Genomic DNA, 16,566 nt, shown 5'->3' on the forward strand with positions numbered 1-16,566 from the left:
TCAACGGACGATACAGACACCGTCACCCAAGTATGCCTGCCGTCCCCGCTGCACGTACTCCGGTCGGCCGGGTGAGAGTCGGTGAACGCCTTCCTCGTCCTCGACGTGGGTGCCGTTCGTCGAACCCAGATCTGTGACGAGTACCCCATCCGAAGCGGGCACGAACAGGGCGTGCGTCTTGGACACGGAGTCCTCCGAACGGAGCACCGCAACGAGCTGAGCATCGGGGTGGGACTCGATCGGGGCCGGCCGACGCCCGAGAACAATCGGCCCCAGAACTGGGATTACTGAGCCCTCAACCACCAGGGAGCAGGTCGAGACCGAGGTCGGTCTAGCACTGAGAAGAACCGTACCGGCCAGTCGGTCGAACCAGGTGCGCTGTTCAGCACGCCAGAGTGAGAGAATCCACAACACTAGGGGGGCCAACCCTGCGGTTGCCACCAAAGACAGACCCAAAAATGCGACATAAATCACCGCAGAGCGCCCAGGGGGGCCGTTCGTGTCCGCCACCCTCCGCAACCGGACCCCCGTCACCAGCCCACCGGGTGTGGCGCCTGTCATCGCCATCATGGCAGTCATCACAGCAAGAAGCAGCACAACCGCCCCGACAGCGAATAAGATTCCACAGCAGCGCTCCGTGACGGCACACAGTGCGATGATGAGCCCCGCATCCACCAGTACGCGAACCACGCGGCGGCGTGCGGATGCAGGCATAATTGTCGTATGTCGCTCTCGGGTCCTCATAGGACAGACATGGTAGGCGCCCAGCCCACTGCCTCGCAGTCGGACGAGGTCTCGGAAGGAACACACAGTGCAGATCGCGGTCACCCCTGATCCCCAGCGATGGGTGATCATCCCGCCCTTCCCACCTCCGGGGTGGGCGCGGGAGGAGGCCAGGCACCGCAGCGCCCACCTGGGAGTGACCGGACCGCAGTGGCGCTCCGAGCTGGAGTCCCTGCTCAACGAGCTGCAGGCCATGGAGCGCCAGGGACGCTTCGCCCGTCTCCTGCATATCGACGACGTCGCCCACCCGCCCTTCGTCATCGACCTCAGCCTGGAGATCGCCAAGGATGACGGCTCCAAGGAGGGACGCCGTGCCACCCAGCGCCAGCTCGTCGCCGCGCTCCTGCCCGAGGCCGAGCTGGTGCGCCTGCGACCGGGCCCGGACATGGTGGGGTTCTCCGCCTTCTATGAGTCCAACGGACCCACCCAGGGCGTCGTCGTCCTGAGGCTGGCGGGACTGCCCACGGTCCCGGTGGACCTGGTCATGCGCCTGTGGGGCGCCGCCGCCGAGGACATCGCCCCCAACTTGGATCATCTCGTCGAGCTGGCCCGCCAGGTCGCCCCCGTCGTCTGAGCGGCACGGACGGTCCGGGCGGTCGTGAGCAGCGACGCCGCCGCTCACCTCCCCGTTCCTGATCCCTCTCCCCGAACCCCACTCCCTCCCCACCGCTTCCAGCGATGAGGCCCCAGGCCGTGACGGCGCCTCTCAGGCCTCCAGCGCCTCCGCCGCCTCGAGCCACTGCTCCTCCAGATCGGCGTGGGTCGCCTCGGCGGCCACGAGCTCACGGCCGAGCTCGGCCAGCTCCCCCACCCGGTTCGGATCGGCCGAGACCTCCTCCATGCGCGCGTGCAGCGTGGCGAGCGACTGAGCCGCGCGCTCCATCTTCCGCTCGATGCGCCCCAAGGCCTTGCGGGCCTCGTGCCGGCGGGCCCCGCTGGAGGCGCTGCGCTCAGACGTGGGCTCAGCCGCCGCCCGCGTCGTCGCGGATGCCGCGGCGCCCGCTGAGGCTCTGGGGCTCCCGGCGCCGCCCATGGCCTCACGGCGCATCTGGAGGTACTGCTCGACTCCGCCGGGCAGGTCGCGCACGGTGCCGTCGCCCAGCAGCGCCACCTGGTGGTCGGTCACCCGTTCCAGGAGGTAGCGGTCGTGGGAGACGACCACGAGGGTGCCGGGGAAGGAGTCGAGGATGTCCTCGACGGCGGCCAGGGTGTCGGTGTCCAGGTCGTTGGTGGGCTCGTCGAGCAGGAGCACGTTGGGCTCGGTCATGAGCAGGCGCAGGAGCTGGAGCCGGCGGCGCTCCCCACCGCTGACCTCCCCGACCCGGGTCCAGGCGCGCTGACGGGTGAAGCCCAGGCGCTCGACGAGCTGGGCCGCCGTCATCTCCTTGTCCCCGACGACGACCCTCTCCCCCACCATGGCCACGGCCTCGACAACGCGCAGGTCCGCGAGCGCGTCGAGCTCGTGAGTGGACTGGGACAGGGTGGCCACCTGAACGGTCTTGCCACGGGCGACACGGCCGGCAGTGGGCTCCTGGACGCCTTCGAGCAGGCGCAGCAGGGTGGTCTTGCCGGCACCGTTGACGCCGACGACGCCGACCCGCTCACCGGGTGCGAGCCGCCAGGTGACCCGGCGCAGGACCTCCCGCTGGGTGGTCTCGCCGCCGTCGGTGGGCGGCCCGGGGTAGCGCACGGTGACGTCCTCGAGGTCGAGGACCTTCTTGCCCAGGCGGGCCGTGGCCATGGCGGTCAGGGCCACGGTGTCGCGCGGGGGCGGCACGTCGGCGATGAGGGCTTCTGCGGCCTCGATGCGGAAGCGGGGCTTGGAGGTGCGGGCGGGGGCGCCGCGGCGCAGCCAGGCCAGCTCCTTGCGCAGGAGGTTCTCGCGCTTGACGGCGGCCACGGCGGCCTGGCGGGCGCGCTCGGCCCGAGCCAGGACGTAGGCGGCGTATCCGCCGTCGTAGGTCTCGATGCGGCCGGCCACCTGGGGGCGCCCGCCGCCGGGATCGATGCCGGGGACGACCTCCCACACGTTGGTGCAGATGGCGTCCAGGAACCAGCGGTCGTGGGTGACAGTGACCAGGGCGCCGCAGGCTCGGCCGCCCGGGCCGTTGAAGCGGGCCCGCAGGTGGCGGGCGAGCCAGTCCACGCCCTCGACGTCGAGGTGGTTGGTGGGCTCGTCGAGGATGACGACGTCGGCGCGGCGGGTGAGGACCGCGGCCAGGGCGACGCGGCGGCGCTGTCCCCCCGAGAGGGTGGCGACGTCGGCGGACAGGTCGAGGTCGGCGATGAGTCCGGCGTGGATGTCTCGCACGGCCGGATCGGAGGCCCACTCGTGCTCGGGGGCCTGGCCGTGGATGGCGGTGCGCACGGTGGCGCCCGGCGGCAGGTCGTCGGTCTGGCTGAGGACGGCCACGCTCACGCCGCCGGTGCGGGTGACGCGGCCGCCGTCGGGCTCGCGCCGACCGGCCAGGGCCGCCAGGAAGGTGGACTTGCCTGCGCCGTTGGGACCCAGGACGCCGACGCGGGTGCCGTCCTCCAACCCCAGGGTGACCTCGTCCAGGAGCAGGCGCGAGCCGACGGTCAGACGCAGGTTCTCCACGCCGAGCAGGTGCGCCATCAGCCCACCACCCGGGCGCCGGCCACGGGGGCGTCGGCGCGCGGGACGTCGGCGACCAGGCCCGAGGCCTTCAGTGCGCGCGAGACCCGTTGGGCGCTGCCGGGGTCCTCGACCAGAGCGGCGATGGTGGGGCCGGATCCGGAGACGATGGCGCGCAGGGCCCCGGCCTCCTCGGCCACGGCGATGACCTCGGCCAGCTCGGGGCGCAGGTCGAGGGCCGCGGCCTGGAGGTCGTTGTGGAGGGAGCCGGCCAGGGCGCGAGCGTCCCCGGCGCGCAGGGCGGCGGTGAGGGCCTCGGGCACGTCGTGTAAAGCGGGTTGCCCGCCGCCCGCCATCTCATCGAAGCGCCGGAAGACCGCCGGGGTGGACAGGCCCTCCTCAGCCAGGGCGAAGACCCAGTGGTAGACGCCCCGGGTCATGATCGGGGTGACCAGGTCACCGCGGCCGCTCCCGACGGCGGTGGCCCCGGTCAGGGGGAAGGGGACGTCGGCTCCCAGGCGGGCGGCCAGGGCGGAGAGCTCGGGCAGGGACAGGCCCGTGCCCCACAGGGCGTTGCAGGCCACGAGGGCGGCGGCGGCGTCGGCGGATCCCCCGGCCATCCCACCGGCGACGGGAACGCGCTTGCGCAGCAGGAGGTCGACGCCCTCGCTGACGCCGGTGGTCTGCGCCAGGAGCGTGGCGGCCCGCACGGCCAGGTTGGAGTCGTCCGCGGGGACGTCGGCGTCGGGCTCCTCGAGGGTGAGGGTGACGGTGCCGTGGTCCTGAGCGGACTGCCGGCGGGCGGTGACGGTCTCGATGAGGCGCACCGCCTGGAAGACCGTGGTGAGCGGGTGGTAGCCGTCTGGGCCGGGGGCGCCGACGGACAGGAAGAGGTTGACCTTGCCGGGGGCCTCGACGCGCACCGAGCTGGCCGAGCCGCTGCGGGGCGGCACGGTGGACTCGCGCGGACCGGTGGGGCCGTCGGGGACGGCACGCAGATGACTCATGACTGCTCCTGTGAGGTGGGAGGCGTTGGCGCAGCGGTCTCATCGACGGCGACGGGCTGCAGCACCTCGGCCAGGGCGGCGAAGGCGGTGATGTCGAGGGTCTCGCCGCGCCGCGTCGGGTCGATGCCGGCGGCGCGCAGGGCGGACTCGGCGGCGTCGGCCCCTCCGGCGAGCCTGGCCAGGGCCTTGCGCAGGGTCTTGCGGCGCTGCGCGAAGGCGGCGTCGACCACGGCGAAGACCTGCTCACGGGTGGCGCGCGTGGCGGGGGACCGGCGGCGCACGAGCTCGACGAGGGCGGAGTCGACGTTGGGCACGGGCCAGAAGACGCGGCGGGAGATGGTCAGGGTGCGGCGGGCCGCGGCGTACCAGGCGGCCTTGACACTGGGGACCCCGTAGGTCCGCGAGCCGGGTTCGGCGGCGAGGCGGTCGGCGACCTCGGTCTGGACCATGACGGTGACGCTCTCCAGGCTGGGCAGGGCCTCCAGCGCGGTGAGCAGGACGGGGACGGCCACGTTGTAGGGCAGGTTCGCCACGAGGCGGGTAGGAGCGGCTCCGGCCTCGCCCAGCGAGTCCGGGCCGGTGATGCTCAGTGCGTCGGCCTGGATGAGGGTCAGGCGGCCTGCGGCATGCGGCATGCGGTCGGCGACGGTGACGGGCAGTGCCCGGGCCAGGGCGGGGTCGATCTCGACGGCGATCACTCGCGCCCCGGTCTCCAGGAGAGCCAGGGTCAGGGAGCCCAGGCCCGGCCCGATCTCCAGGACCGTGTCGTCGGGGCGAACGCCCGCGCTCCTGACGATGCGGCGCACTGTGCCGGCGTCGTGGACGAAGTTCTGTCCCAGTGCCTTGGTGGGGCGGATACCGAGCGCCTGGGACAGGCCGCGGACCTCGGTGGGGCCCAGGAGGCCGGCGGCCCGGGAGCCCGGGGAGGCGCCGTGATCCTGGGGATCCCGGGGTTCCTGACTGGCGTGCTCTGCACAGGCGGCGTCGGCGGGAGTCTCGGAGGTGGCCTCACAGGCTCCCGCAGGGTCGTGCCCGTCAGTGGGGGCTGCTCCTGCCGGGGGCACCTGTGAATCGGGGGCCGGCAACGTCATGGGGACACAGTAACCGGCACCCACCCTTTGTCACTGTGAGATATCTGGGAACATGCCGCACGCTCTCTGCATGATCGGGATGATCGAGACCCGGGGTGTGCGCGGCGCCCCGGTGCGGCTCGGGCCGCTCAGTGCAGGCCGAGCTTGTCGGCGCAGCCGGGCCACTGGCCCCAGCCGGACTGGGCCTGGAGCTTCTTGGCCATGGCGGTCTGGGTGGCGGCGTCGGCCTCGTGGGGGTAGCCGGTTCCGCCCAGGGCCTGCCAGGTCTCCAGGGTGAACTGATACATGCCGTAGAAGCCGTTACCGGTGTTGGTAGCCGGGTTTCCGCCGGACTCGCACTGGGCGAGCTTGGCCCAGACGCCGTCGTCTCCGGCATCGCCGCCGGTCGTGCCGGCACTGCCACCGGACGCCGAGCCGCCGGCGGACTGCGAGGGCGCCTGAGCCTGGCCCTGTCCCTGGGACTGAGCCTGACTCTGCTCCTGGGACTGAGTCTGGTCCGGCTTGCTCTCCTGCTTCTTGGCCGTGCCGGTGCCCACCAGGACGACCTCATCGACCTTCTGGGTGACGACGACCTGGGCGACGGGGGTGCGGGAGACCTCCTTGCCGCCCACGGTGGTGACCTCGTAGGTGGTGCGCACGACGCCGTCGACGCCGGCCGTGGCCACCTTGGTCTCGCCTTCGGACAGGTCGCCGTTCTCCTGCTGGACGGAGCCGTGGGGGTCGGTGGCGTCGACCGTCTCGGTGGTCACCTTCTGGGTGCTCGGCGTGACTGAGACCCGGCCACGACCACCTTCAGCACCCAGGCCATCGGTGCGCTGTGCGGCCGCCTCGGCACCGGAGGCCCGAGAGGGCTCCCCCGCGCGGACAGCGGCGTAGGCGGCCCCGGAGACCGCGACCGACAGGGCCAGGGCCGCCAGACCCGCGCGCAGCGCGATGCTGCGCATGCCGCGCCGTTCCTGGGCCGCCTCCTGCGGGGCCTGCGGCTCCTCCGGCAGGACGTGGGCGTGGGAACGAGCGAGGGGAGTCATGGGGGGACGTCCTTCCAGTCGACGGCGAGTGCCACGGTAGTGGAAACGTTACAGTGGCGACAATTAGCCACCTCACTCCCGTGTGACCTACCTCCCACAGCAATGGTGACGGCGCCAGTCTCACAGGGAGACGGGCGCCGTCGACGACGTTCCGGGTGCCGTGTGGGGCGAGAAGATGCCCCGGGCGGGCCGCTTCGCTCAGTACCAGCCGACGGACTCGGAGTGGGCCCAGGCCGAGCAGGGGGAGCCGTAGCGGCCGGAGATGTAGTTCAGACCCCAGGTGATCTGGGTGGCGGGGTTGGTGGCCCAGTCGTCGGCGACCTCGCTCATCTTGGCGCCGGGCAGCGCCTGGGGGATGCCGTAGGCGCCCGAGGAGGCGTTCTCGGCCTGGTAGTTCCAGCCGGACTCGCGGGTCCACAGGCTCTCCAGGCAGGTGAACTCGGAGTCTCCCCAGCCGTGACTGGCCAGCATGGAGCGGGCGATGGCCTTGGCGCCGTCAGGGTCGGTCCCCGCGCTGGAGCTGGCCGCGGGCGCTGAAGTGGCGCTGTTCGAGCCCTCACCGCTCCCGTTGGACTGGGCGGTCTGCCCGTCACCGGCGGACTGGGCCTGCTGGGCGGCCTCCTGCTGGGCCTGCTGCTCCCCGGTGCCCACCAGGACGACCTCGTCCACCTTCTGGGTGACGACGACCTGGGCGACCGGGGTGCGGGAGACCTCCTTGCCGTCCTGGGTGGTGACCTCGTAGGTGGTGCGCACGAGCCCGTCAACGCCGGCGGTCTCAACCTTGGTCTCACCCTTGGGCAGGGAGTCGGTCTCCTTCTTCACCGTGCTGTGAACCTGCGGCTCGTCGACGGTGGTGGTGGAGGTCTGGGCACTGGCGATCTTGCCGGCACCGGCCTTCTGGGTGGCGGCGGCCTTGACCTGCCCGTCCGACTCGCCGCCGATCAGCCCGAAGGAACCACCCGAGGAGGAGCGCCCCTCGTCACCCCCTGCGGAGATGGCCGCGTAGGCGGCACCGGAGACCGCCAGGGAGAAGGCGGCTGCGGCGCCCCCCGCCTTGAAGAGCATGGGGGTCAGGGAGGTCTTGGCGGGCCCCTCGGCGCGACGACGTCCGCGGACGCCGGAGGCGGTCTGCCTCTTGGAGGCCAAGGAGCCAAGGCCGGCGAGCGTAGTACTCAGGGAGCTGGTCTGGGAGTGACGACCCACGATAGAACTTCCTTCGTTTTGACGACTGCGTGTCACCGTAACCGATGACCCAGGGACGTGCCAATGCACCTGCTCACACCCTGTGCGCTTGTGATGGAACCGTGCAGACAGGCCCTGATTCTCACCTGCCACCCACCTGGGACACCCCTGGGTGAACGGTGTTAACCTGGGAGGTATCGTCCGGACAAAATCGGCCGCGCCGCCACCACCGCGCACTCTTTTCCTCTTCCCGGGATTGCGGGCATCTCCCCGCAGGACGTCAGGGTCCATAGGTCTGAGCCCCGGGCGTCCCCCACCGGTCCTCGGCGGCCGACGGCGATCACCAGCTCCCGTAGACCGCCTCGGTGGTGGCCTGCAGGCGGCGGCAGAGGTCTTCCTCACCCAGGCTCCGCTGCTCGGCCAGGAAGCGGACCGTGTCACCCAGCAGGTAGGAGGCGTTGGGGCGGCCGCGCCAGCGCTTGGGTGGGAGGTAGGGGGCGTCGGTCTCCACCAGGAGCAGCGCGTCGGGCAGGGCGGCGACCGCCTCCCGCAGGGAGTCGTTGGCCGGGTAGGTCAGCGGGCCCGCGATGGAGGCGTACCAGCCGTGCTCGGTGCAGGCGGCGGCCAGCTGCTGCCCACCCGAGAAGCAGTGGAAGACGGTGCGCTCGGGGGCGCCGTCGGCCTTGAGGACCTCCACGCAGGCGGCGTGCGCGTCACGGTCGTGGATCTGCAGGGGCAGGTCGAGCTCCTTGGCCAGGGCGATGTGCGCTCGGAAGGCCTCGCGCTGGGCGGCGGCCCCCTTTTCACCGGTGCGGAAGAAATCCAGGCCGCTCTCCCCGACGGCGACGACGACGTCGGCGTTCGCCCTGAGCGTCTCCTCCAGGCGGGCCATGACCGACTCGAGCGGCTCGCCGTGGTGTTCCTGGGCCCGCGGCTCGAGCCCGTCGGGACCGGTCTCGCGCACTCCGGCGTGGAGGACGGCCTCGTTGGGGTGCACGGCCAGGGCCACGCGCACTCCTGGCAGCTCGCGGGCCAGGGCCAGGCTCTCCTGCCAGGTGGTGGTCTCGCAGGCGGAGGTCACCACGCGGGTCACGCCCACGGCGGCGGCCCGCTCGACCAGCTCGGCGGCGCTCAGTGGCGCCTCGGAGCCGGGGCCGCCGGCGTCCGCCGCGACCGGCAGGTGCGTGTGGTTGTCGGTGACCGGGACCGCCAGGGGGGCGACGGCGTCGGCCGGCGGCCAGGAGCGGTCGCGCTTCCTCGAGCCCATGCGCCCTCAGGAACCGGTGACGTCGTCGGGCACGGAGCCGGCGTAGCGGGCCAGCTCGGCCTCGACGATCGACTCGTCCAGCTTGGTGAACACCGGGGCCGGCTTGGCCACGGGCGTGCCGACGGTGACGGGGTGGCGTCCCCAGGTGGGGGCGTCCTGGTAGTCGCCGGTGATAATCGGGTAGCCGGTGCGACCGTCGAAGGCCTCGGGCAGGTGGTCGGGGTCGAGCTCGTCGACCTCCTCGATGCGGGGCATCGGGGCGATCCTGCCGCTCCCGCCCAGGACCCGGTCGACGTCGTTGGCGGCGTGCGGCAGGAAGGGCGAGAGCATGAGGTTGAGGTCGGTGACCGCCTGGGCCAGCGTGTGCAGGACCGTGGCCAGGCGGGCCTGGGTGGCGGGGTCCTCGCCCTTGAGCTTGAAGGGCTGGGTGTCGGCGACGTACTTGTTGGCCTCACCGACCAGGCGCATCGCCTCCCCCAGGGCCGCCTTCTGGCGGTGCTGGGCGATGAGGTCGCCCACGGAGGTGAAGCCGGCCTCGACGGCGTCGAGCAGGGCGCGGTCGATGCCCTCCAGCTCGGCGGACTCGGGGATCTGCCCGAAGCGCTTGTGGATCATGGAGGCAGTGCGGTTGACCAGGTTGCCCCAGCCGGCCACGAGCTCGCCGTTGGTGCGCCGCACGAACTCCGCCCAGGTGAAGTCCGCGTCCGCGGTCTCCGGGCCGGCCGCGCAGATGAAGTAGCGCAGGGCGTCGGCCTGGTAGCGCTGGAGGAAGTCGCGCACATAGATGACGATGCCGTGGGAGGAGGAGAACTTCTTACCCTCCATGGTGAGGAACTCGCTGGAGACGACCTCGGTGGGCAGATTGAGCGAGCCCAGGCGCCCGGGCTCGCCGCCGCGCTCCCCCTGGCCGTTGTAGCCCAGGAGCTCGGCGGGCCAGATCTGGGAGTGGAAGACGATGTTGTCCTTGCCCATGAAGTAGTAGGACAGGGCCTGGGGGTCGTTCCACCAGGCGCGCCACGCCTCGGGGTCGCCGCTGCGGCGCGCCCACTCCACGGAGGCGGACAGGTAGCCGATGACGGCGTCGAACCAGACGTAGAGGCGCTTGGTGGGCTGGTCCTCCCAGCCGGGCACCGGGATGCCCCAGTCGATGTCCCGGGTCATGGCGCGCGGGCGGATGTCCCCCAGGAGGTTCTGGGAGAACTTGATGACGTTGGGCCGCCAGGTGCCGGAGGCCTCGCGCTCGTCGAGCCAGGCGCCCAGGGCCTGGGCCAGGGCGGGCAGGTCCAGGAACCAGTGGGTGGTCTCCACGAACTCGGGGGTCTCGCCGTTGATCCGCGAGCGCGGGCTGATGAGGTCGGTGGGGTCGAGCTGGTTGCCGCAGGTGTCGCACTGGTCCCCGCGGGCCCCCTCGGCGCCGCAGATCGGGCAGGTGCCCTCGATGTAGCGGTCGGGCAGGGTGCGCCCGGTGGAGGGGGAGATCGCAGAGCGGGTCACCTGCTGGACCATGTAGCCGTTGTCCCGCACGGTGGTGAACATGTCCTGGACCACGTGGTAGTGGTTGCCGGCAGTGGTGCGGGTGAACAGGTCGTAGGACAGGCCCAGGGCCACGAGGTCCTCGACGATGAGCCGGTTGTTGCGGTCGGCGAGCTCACGGGCGCTGAGGCCCTCCTCGTCGGCGGCGACGAGGATCGGGGTGCCGTGCTCATCGGTGCCCGAGACCATGAGGACGTCATGACCGGCCATGCGCATGTAGCGCGAGAAGACGTCAGAGGGAACACCGAAGCCGGCGACGTGGCCGATGTGACGCGGGCCGTTGGCGTACGGCCAGGCGACTGCGGACAGGATGTGGGTCATGGAGGTCAGCCTATCGGGTTCCCGGCCGATTCAGTTCACGGCCACAGATTTGGTCCACGGCCTGCGAGGCACCGCCACCTGCCGGTAGTCTGTCCGAGTCGTGCGGCTCCCGCCCGGTAATTGTTCCGACATATCGACGCCTCCTGTGAGGCCTCGGGTGCGCTGCGAGCTTCCAGCCTCGCGTTGCTGCCGTACACGCCGTCATGACGTGTTCCCACGCGCCTCTCACACGGACACGATGGACCAGAAAGGCCAGCTATGTCCCAGTACCCCGGCTCCCAGTACCCAGCGAGCTCAGCAGGCTGGTCGGCCAACGGCTATGACCCGGCTCTTGCCGGCGGTCAGCCTCAGCCTTCGCAGTACCCGCCGGCCGCACCGTTCCAGACGCCTCAGGGCGGTTACTCAGGTGCCGCGAGCCAGCCGGCGGCGTCCAGGAGCCTGGCCGCCCCGACAGCCTTGGCGGTGGCCGGCCTGGCCATTCTCCTGATCGCCATCATCGGCGGAATCGGCTCGGCGGTCACCCGCAGCCAGTTCAACGCCACCATCACCGACCTGCCGGATGACCAGGCCGCCACGGTGAAGCTGGACAAGGGCAGCACCTACGGGCTGTTCTACAGCGACGGCGACGACGCGCCGGAGTGCTCAGTGGCCTCTCCCGATGGCGACGACGTCGACACGAAGTCCAGCTCGTCGTCCACGAAGGTCAAGGGCGGCAAGCTCTTCTCGACCTTCTCCTCCCAGAAGTCGGGCGCCTACACCGTTGACTGCAACAACACTGCGGGAGTCTCCATGGGTGAGATCATCGCCCCCTCGTCGGGGAAGGCCACCTTGATGTCGCTGTTCGGGGTCGTCGGCACGATCATCATGGCGGTCGTGGGTCTGGTGATGGGCGCCGGCGGCATGGCCTGGCGCTCCAAGCTGGCCGCTGCCGGGACCGCTCCAGCTGCGGCGGGTGAGGCGTTCAGCCCGATGTCCGGCGCGGCGCCCGGGACCCCGACCGTCTACACCCAGGGGGCCTGGCAGTCCGACCAGCAGCCGCAGGCGGCGCAGTACGCCCAGCAGCCCCAGTACCAGCAGCCCGAGCCGGCCCCCCAGCAGGCCCCCTATGCAGCTTCGGCCGCGGGGGCTGGAGCCCAGCCCCAGTACTCGCAGGTGGCCCCGACCGCCCAGTTCGGTTGGACGGGTCAGCAACCGGCGCAGCAGCAGGCTCAGTCCGCGCAGCCCTCGGTCTTCACTCAGCCCGTGCAGCAGGGCCAGCAGGGCCAGCAGGGCCAGTACAACCCGCAGGCGCAGCCCGGCCCGTACCAGCAGCCCGGTGGCTGGCCGGCCCAGTAACCCGTCTCAGGCAACGCATGGGTGCCCTCGCCGAGGCAATCGGCGAGGGCACCCATGGTGTTCGGGGGCGACTGGGGGCCGCAACCCTGGTGAGCAGCCTGGCGACCGGCCCCGGTGACCGGTGCGGGCAGTCCTTCAGTGGGAGGGGGCCAGCTCGATGCCGGCGGCGCTCATGTCGGCGCGGGCGACGCGTCCCAGCTCGGGGCTGACCGGTTCGGTCAGATCGGTCAGGACCCGCACCCGGTAGCCCTGTCGGACCGCGTCCAGGGCGGTGTCCTTGACGCAGTGGGACTCAGCCAGGCCGACGACGTCGACGGCCTCGATACGGGCGGCGCTCAGGATGTCCGCCAGGGTGCGCCCGTCCTCGTCCACGCCCTCGAAGCCGGAGTAGGCGGCGGCGTACTGGCCCTTCTTCACGGCGGCGTCGGCCTCGAGTCCGTTCAGGGCGGGGTGGAGCTGGGCCTCGGCGGAGTCGGCCACGCCGTGAACGGGCCAGGTGTCGATGAAGTCGGGTTCGCTGGAGAAGTGCTCTCCGGGGTCGATGTGCCAGTCCTGGGTGGTGACCACCAGGTCGTAGTCCTCCCGGTGGGAGGACAGGTAGGCGGCGATGCGCTCGGCGACGGCGTTGCCGCCGGCCACCGCCAGGGCGCCTCCCTCGCAGAAGGTGGGCTGGACGTCGACGATGATGAGGGCCCGGCGAGCGGGGGCCTGGGAACCGGTGCGGTGCTCGGTGTTCATGACCCGACCATAGCGGGTTCGGCCCCGCCAGGAGCCCGGTCGGCTCAGCCTTTGGTGTCACGCAGCTCCAGGGCCGCACGGTAGACCTCGTTGGGGCGCAGACCGCCCTCGCCGGCCGCCTGGGCCGCGGCCGCCTTGAGGCGCATACCGGCCTCGGCCAGGGCCAGGGCCTTGTGCGCGGCGGCCTCAGGACTGGCGACGAGGGGCTCGGCTCCGGCGACGACGAGGACCACCTCCCCCAGGACGCCGTCGGCCGTGGCCCGGGTCAGCTCCGCCAGGGAGCCCCGCAGCACCTGCTCATGAGTCTTGGTCAGCTCCCGGCACAGTGCCGCGGGGCGGTTGTCACCGAGGACCTCAGCCATGGCGGTCAGGGAGTCGTGGACGCGGCGGGGGGACTCCAGGAAGATCATGGTGCGCTCCTGGCCGGCCAAGGACTCCAGGGCGCGGCGCCGCTCCCCCGGCTTGCGCGGCAGGAACCCCTCGAAGCAGAACCGGTCGGAGGTCAGCCCGGACAGGGCCAGAGCGGTCAGCACCGCCGAGGGGCCCGGTGCAACGGTGACGGGCACCTGCTCGCGCACCGCCGCCTGGACGAGCCGGTACCCGGGGTCGGAGACCGAGGGCATCCCGGCGTCGGAGACCACCAGGACGCGCAGGCCGGCGCGGGCGGCCTCGAGCAGCTCGGCGGCGCGCTCGCGCTCATTGTGCTCGTGGAAGGCAATGACGCGCCCGCGGGGCTCAACGTCGAGGCGCTGGGCCAGGGACCGCAGCCGGCGGGTGTCCTCGGCGGCGATGAGGTCGGCCTGCTCCAGGGCGCGACGCAGCCGCAGGGAGGCGTCGGAGACGTTGCCGATCGGGGTGGCGGCCAGGGTGATCGTCCCGCCGCGCAGGTCCGGGCTGTGGGCGGCGGGGGCATCGGCGGGATCGACGTCGGCGGCGGCAGGTGGGGGCGGGCTGCTCTCAGTCATAGGACACAGTATGTCGGTGCGCCCTCGATGAAGCCTCCGCCTACACTCGGGGTGTGACGACTCCGAGCGCGCTGTCTCCCGAACAGTCCCCCGAACAGGCCCCAGAGCAGTCCTCCGAACAGACCCGTGACAGCTCCTGCGGCCCGGACGCGGAGCAGGAACGAGCACAGGAAGCCGCCCCGGCGCGGGATGAGGCCACGGGCCCCGCGCCGGTCGAGGTCGCCGTCGCCGAGCCGGTCATCGCCGAACGCGACACCGAGCCCGCCGCCGAGCGCACCGAGGCCGAGCTGCGCACCATGCTCGGGCTGGGCCCGGTGGGTGCCGTGATGCCCCTCGACGTGAGGGCCCGCGGGTGGATCGTCACCGGCGTCGTCGGCGTCATCGCAGCCCTGCTGCGCCTCATCGGGTTGAACCACCCCAAGACGCTCATGTTCGATGAGATCTACTACGTCAAGGACGCTTACTCCCTGTGGCACCTGGGCTATGAGGGGAGCTGGGCGGCCAACTCCGATGCGGCCTTCGCCAACGGGGACTTCTCCGGGCTGTCCACCGAGGCCGCCTACGTCGTCCACCCTCAGCTGGGCAAGTGGCTCATCGGCGCCGGCATGGAGATCTTCGGGCCGGCGTCGTCCCCCTTCGGGTGGCGGTTCATGCCTGCCGTCGCCGGAATCCTCACGGTGATGCTGCTGGCGCGCCTGACGATGCGCCTGACGCGCTCACCGCTGCTGGCGGGCCTGGCCGGGCTGCTCCTGGCGATCGACGGCGTGGCCCTGACCGAGTCCCGCATCGGGCTGCTGGACGTGTTCATCGGTTTCTTCGCCACCTTGTCCCTGTACTGCCTGGTCCGCGACCGGGAGTGGTCGCGGACGAGACTGGCCCGCAGGATGGCGGGGACCACGCCCGGGGCGCGCGCCCCGCACGCCACCATCCGCCCCTGGCTGCTGGCCGCGGGCATCGCGCTGGGGCTGACCTGCTCCATCAAGTGGTCAGGGCTCTACCTCGTCGCGGTATCCGGCATCGCCGTCGTCACCTGGGACACTCTGGCGCTACGGCGAGTGCGCGCACGGGCCTGGTTCCTGGAGGGGACGGTCGCCCAGGGCGTGAGCGACTTCCTGCAAGCGATTCCGATAGTCATCGTGGTCTACGTCGGCTGCTGGTGGTCCTGGTTCACCCACCCGGGTGCCTTCAAGCACGGCTGGACGGCCGAGCAGATCAAACAGGGGCTGCCGGTTCCCGCCCCCTGGCTGTCCGGTTACGTCGACAACTCGGTGTTCGAGAAGATCAACGACTTCATCGCCTACCACCAGCAGATGTACGAGTTCCACGTGGGCCTGGACGCCCCGCACACGTACCAGTCGAAGCCCTCGGGCTGGCTGCTGCAGACCCGCCCGACCTCCTTCTTCTGGGAGGACAAGGCTCAGGTGCCGCAGACCTGCGGGGGCGGGGACTGCATTCAGGCCATCACCTCGATCGGGAACATCGTCATCTGGTGGTCCGCCGTGGTGGCGCTGGTGGCCGTGATCATCATCGGGGTGAAGAACCGCGACTGGCGGGCCTGGGTGCCTCTCATCGGCTACCTGGGCCTGTATGTGCCCTGGTTCCAGTACCGGGATCGCACCATCTTCACCTTCTACACAGTGGCCTTCGTGCCCTGCGTCGTGCTCGTCCTCGTGCTGGCGCTGGGCATGGCGTCCGGACTGCTGCCACCGCTGCCGGGCTCGGCGAGCGCCGACACCCAGATGGAGGCTCTCCTCAGGCGGCAGATCGGCCCGGGTATCCGACCGTGGCGCGGCATGGGCGCCAGGTTCCTGGGTTTCGGCCCGCAGTTCGCGCGCACACCCGTGTGGACGCCGCCAGTGGAGGAGACCGACCCCGGGATCTACCGCATCAACCCAACCCTGGTCGACGGCGACGACCTCGAGCCCGGCGCCCCCTTCAGCGACCCGCGGACCGATGCGGCCCTGGCGCGCAGCTACGACGAGCTGACCGGCTACCCGACCCCGTCGACATCCGGGGACGCCACCAAGCCGGCGTGGTCCGACGGCGGGGTACCACGGCTGGCTGACCGGCGCCGCCCGTGGGCCTCCTTGGCGAGGTGGACGATGGCACCCACGTGGCAGATCCGCACCGAGGGCATCGGCCTCATCATCGCGGTCACGCTCCTTGCCTGTGCGGCAGCAGTCTTCTGGTGGCCGATCTGGACAGGACAGACGGTCTCACGCTCTTTCTGGGTCTCGCACATGTTCCTGTCGTCCTGGATTTGAGTCGCCCGGGTTCCCGGCGACGACGGTGATGTGCTGCTCGCCGCCGGGGCGCTCCAGCTCGTCGACGACGGCGAGCGCCAGGTGTTCGGGGGTTGATTCGTCAGTTCCAGGAAGTGCCGGGATCGGTGGGCGAGTTCAGCGCCACTGCGCCCCCGATGATGAGCACGGCCCGTCGGCTCCTGGGGCGGACTGCGGGACGGACGGTGTCAGTTCGGGCCAAGTCGCTCCCGGACCCCGCGGGCAAGCGCAGTGCGACGACGACGGTGCCGCTCACAGTCTCTTTCGTGAGGCCGGCGATCTCGCCTTGGGCAGCCTTTCGTGAGGCCCGCCGTGCTCTCGCCGACGGCCACACGCCGCAGGTGCGAGGCGACGCCGAGCGCGAGCCCCTTTCGCTGGCCCCTTGTGCTGACTGTGTGGACCAGGCATGAGCTCCGGACGGGCGGCCGTACCGTTTCT

Annotated in this window: 13 protein-coding genes; 3 read left to right on the top strand and 10 right to left on the bottom strand. The window is 71.4% G+C overall.

What is annotated here, in order from left to right:
* A complete protein-coding gene (locus BKH20_RS07040) occupies window positions 1–855 on the bottom strand; it encodes an FHA domain-containing protein (RefSeq protein WP_314890506.1) in 855 nt (284 codons plus the stop codon).
* Here BKH20_RS07040 and BKH20_RS07045 point away from each other — a divergent pair.
* Complete coding sequence (locus tag BKH20_RS07045; RefSeq protein WP_070660957.1) at window positions 812–1,357, top strand: hypothetical protein; 546 nt, start codon at window positions 812–814, stop codon at window positions 1,355–1,357. The two genes, BKH20_RS07040 and BKH20_RS07045, sit on opposite strands and share 44 nt — an antisense overlap.
* A gap of 132 nt (window positions 1,358–1,489) precedes the next feature.
* Here the strand turns inward: BKH20_RS07045 and BKH20_RS07050 are convergent, their stop codons facing one another.
* The 7 genes from BKH20_RS07050 to metG all read right to left on the bottom strand — a co-directional run bounded on the left by BKH20_RS07050 (window position 1,490) and on the right by metG (window position 10,808).
* Window positions 1,490–3,400, bottom strand: coding sequence for an ABC-F family ATP-binding cassette domain-containing protein (locus BKH20_RS07050; RefSeq protein WP_075390469.1), 1,911 nt, complete (start codon window positions 3,398–3,400; stop codon window positions 1,490–1,492).
* Window positions 3,400–4,386 carry a 4-(cytidine 5'-diphospho)-2-C-methyl-D-erythritol kinase gene (locus BKH20_RS07055; protein WP_075390470.1) on the bottom strand — a complete coding sequence of 329 codons (987 nt, stop codon included), beginning with the start codon at window positions 4,384–4,386 and terminating at the stop codon, window positions 3,400–3,402. The genes BKH20_RS07050 and BKH20_RS07055 overlap by 1 nt, the downstream gene beginning before the upstream one ends.
* The gene (gene rsmA / locus BKH20_RS07060) at window positions 4,383–5,477 is read right to left on the bottom strand and encodes a 16S rRNA (adenine(1518)-N(6)/adenine(1519)-N(6))-dimethyltransferase RsmA (RefSeq protein WP_075390471.1); all 1,095 of its coding nucleotides are present in this window, start codon (window positions 5,475–5,477) and stop codon (window positions 4,383–4,385) included. The genes BKH20_RS07055 and rsmA overlap by 4 nt, the downstream gene beginning before the upstream one ends.
* Window positions 5,478–5,605: 128 nt before the next feature.
* Window positions 5,606–6,505, bottom strand: coding sequence for a resuscitation-promoting factor (locus BKH20_RS14920; RefSeq protein WP_075390472.1), 900 nt, complete (start codon window positions 6,503–6,505; stop codon window positions 5,606–5,608).
* 198 nt (window positions 6,506–6,703) lie between these two features.
* Complete coding sequence (locus BKH20_RS07070) at window positions 6,704–7,708, bottom strand: G5 domain-containing protein (protein WP_075390473.1); 1,005 nt, start codon at window positions 7,706–7,708, stop codon at window positions 6,704–6,706.
* Window positions 7,709–8,027: 319 nt separating this feature from the next.
* A complete protein-coding gene (locus tag BKH20_RS07075; protein ID WP_070660939.1) occupies window positions 8,028–8,954 on the bottom strand; it encodes a TatD family hydrolase in 927 nt (308 codons plus the stop codon).
* 6 nt (window positions 8,955–8,960) lie between these two features.
* On the bottom strand, window positions 8,961–10,808 hold the full coding sequence (gene metG, locus BKH20_RS07080) for a methionine--tRNA ligase (RefSeq protein ID WP_075390474.1): 1,848 nt from the start codon (window positions 10,806–10,808) through the stop codon (window positions 8,961–8,963).
* A 258-nt stretch (window positions 10,809–11,066) separates the two neighbouring features.
* Between metG and BKH20_RS07085 the strand changes: the two genes are divergently transcribed.
* Window positions 11,067–12,143, top strand: a complete 1,077-nt coding sequence (locus tag BKH20_RS07085) for a hypothetical protein (RefSeq protein WP_075390475.1) — start codon at window positions 11,067–11,069, stop codon at window positions 12,141–12,143.
* 135 nt (window positions 12,144–12,278) lie between these two features.
* Here the strand turns inward: BKH20_RS07085 and BKH20_RS07090 are convergent, their stop codons facing one another.
* The gene (locus tag BKH20_RS07090) at window positions 12,279–12,881 is read right to left on the bottom strand and encodes an isochorismatase family protein (protein ID WP_070660930.1); all 603 of its coding nucleotides are present in this window, start codon (window positions 12,879–12,881) and stop codon (window positions 12,279–12,281) included.
* 44 nt (window positions 12,882–12,925) lie between these two features.
* Window positions 12,926–13,846 (bottom strand): 16S rRNA (cytidine(1402)-2'-O)-methyltransferase, encoded by a 921-nt coding sequence (gene rsmI, locus BKH20_RS07095; RefSeq protein WP_075371304.1) that lies wholly within the window; start codon window positions 13,844–13,846, stop codon window positions 12,926–12,928.
* Between the two features lie 53 nt (window positions 13,847–13,899).
* Between rsmI and BKH20_RS07100 the strand changes: the two genes are divergently transcribed.
* The gene (locus BKH20_RS07100; protein WP_075390476.1) at window positions 13,900–16,110 is read left to right on the top strand and encodes a phospholipid carrier-dependent glycosyltransferase; all 2,211 of its coding nucleotides are present in this window, start codon (window positions 13,900–13,902) and stop codon (window positions 16,108–16,110) included.
* Window positions 16,111–16,566: the final 456 nt, after the last annotated feature.

Origin of the sequence: Actinomyces oris (genome assembly GCF_001937445.1) — a bacterium.
GTDB classification, from domain to species: Bacteria; Actinomycetota; Actinomycetes; order Actinomycetales; family Actinomycetaceae; genus Actinomyces; species Actinomyces acetigenes.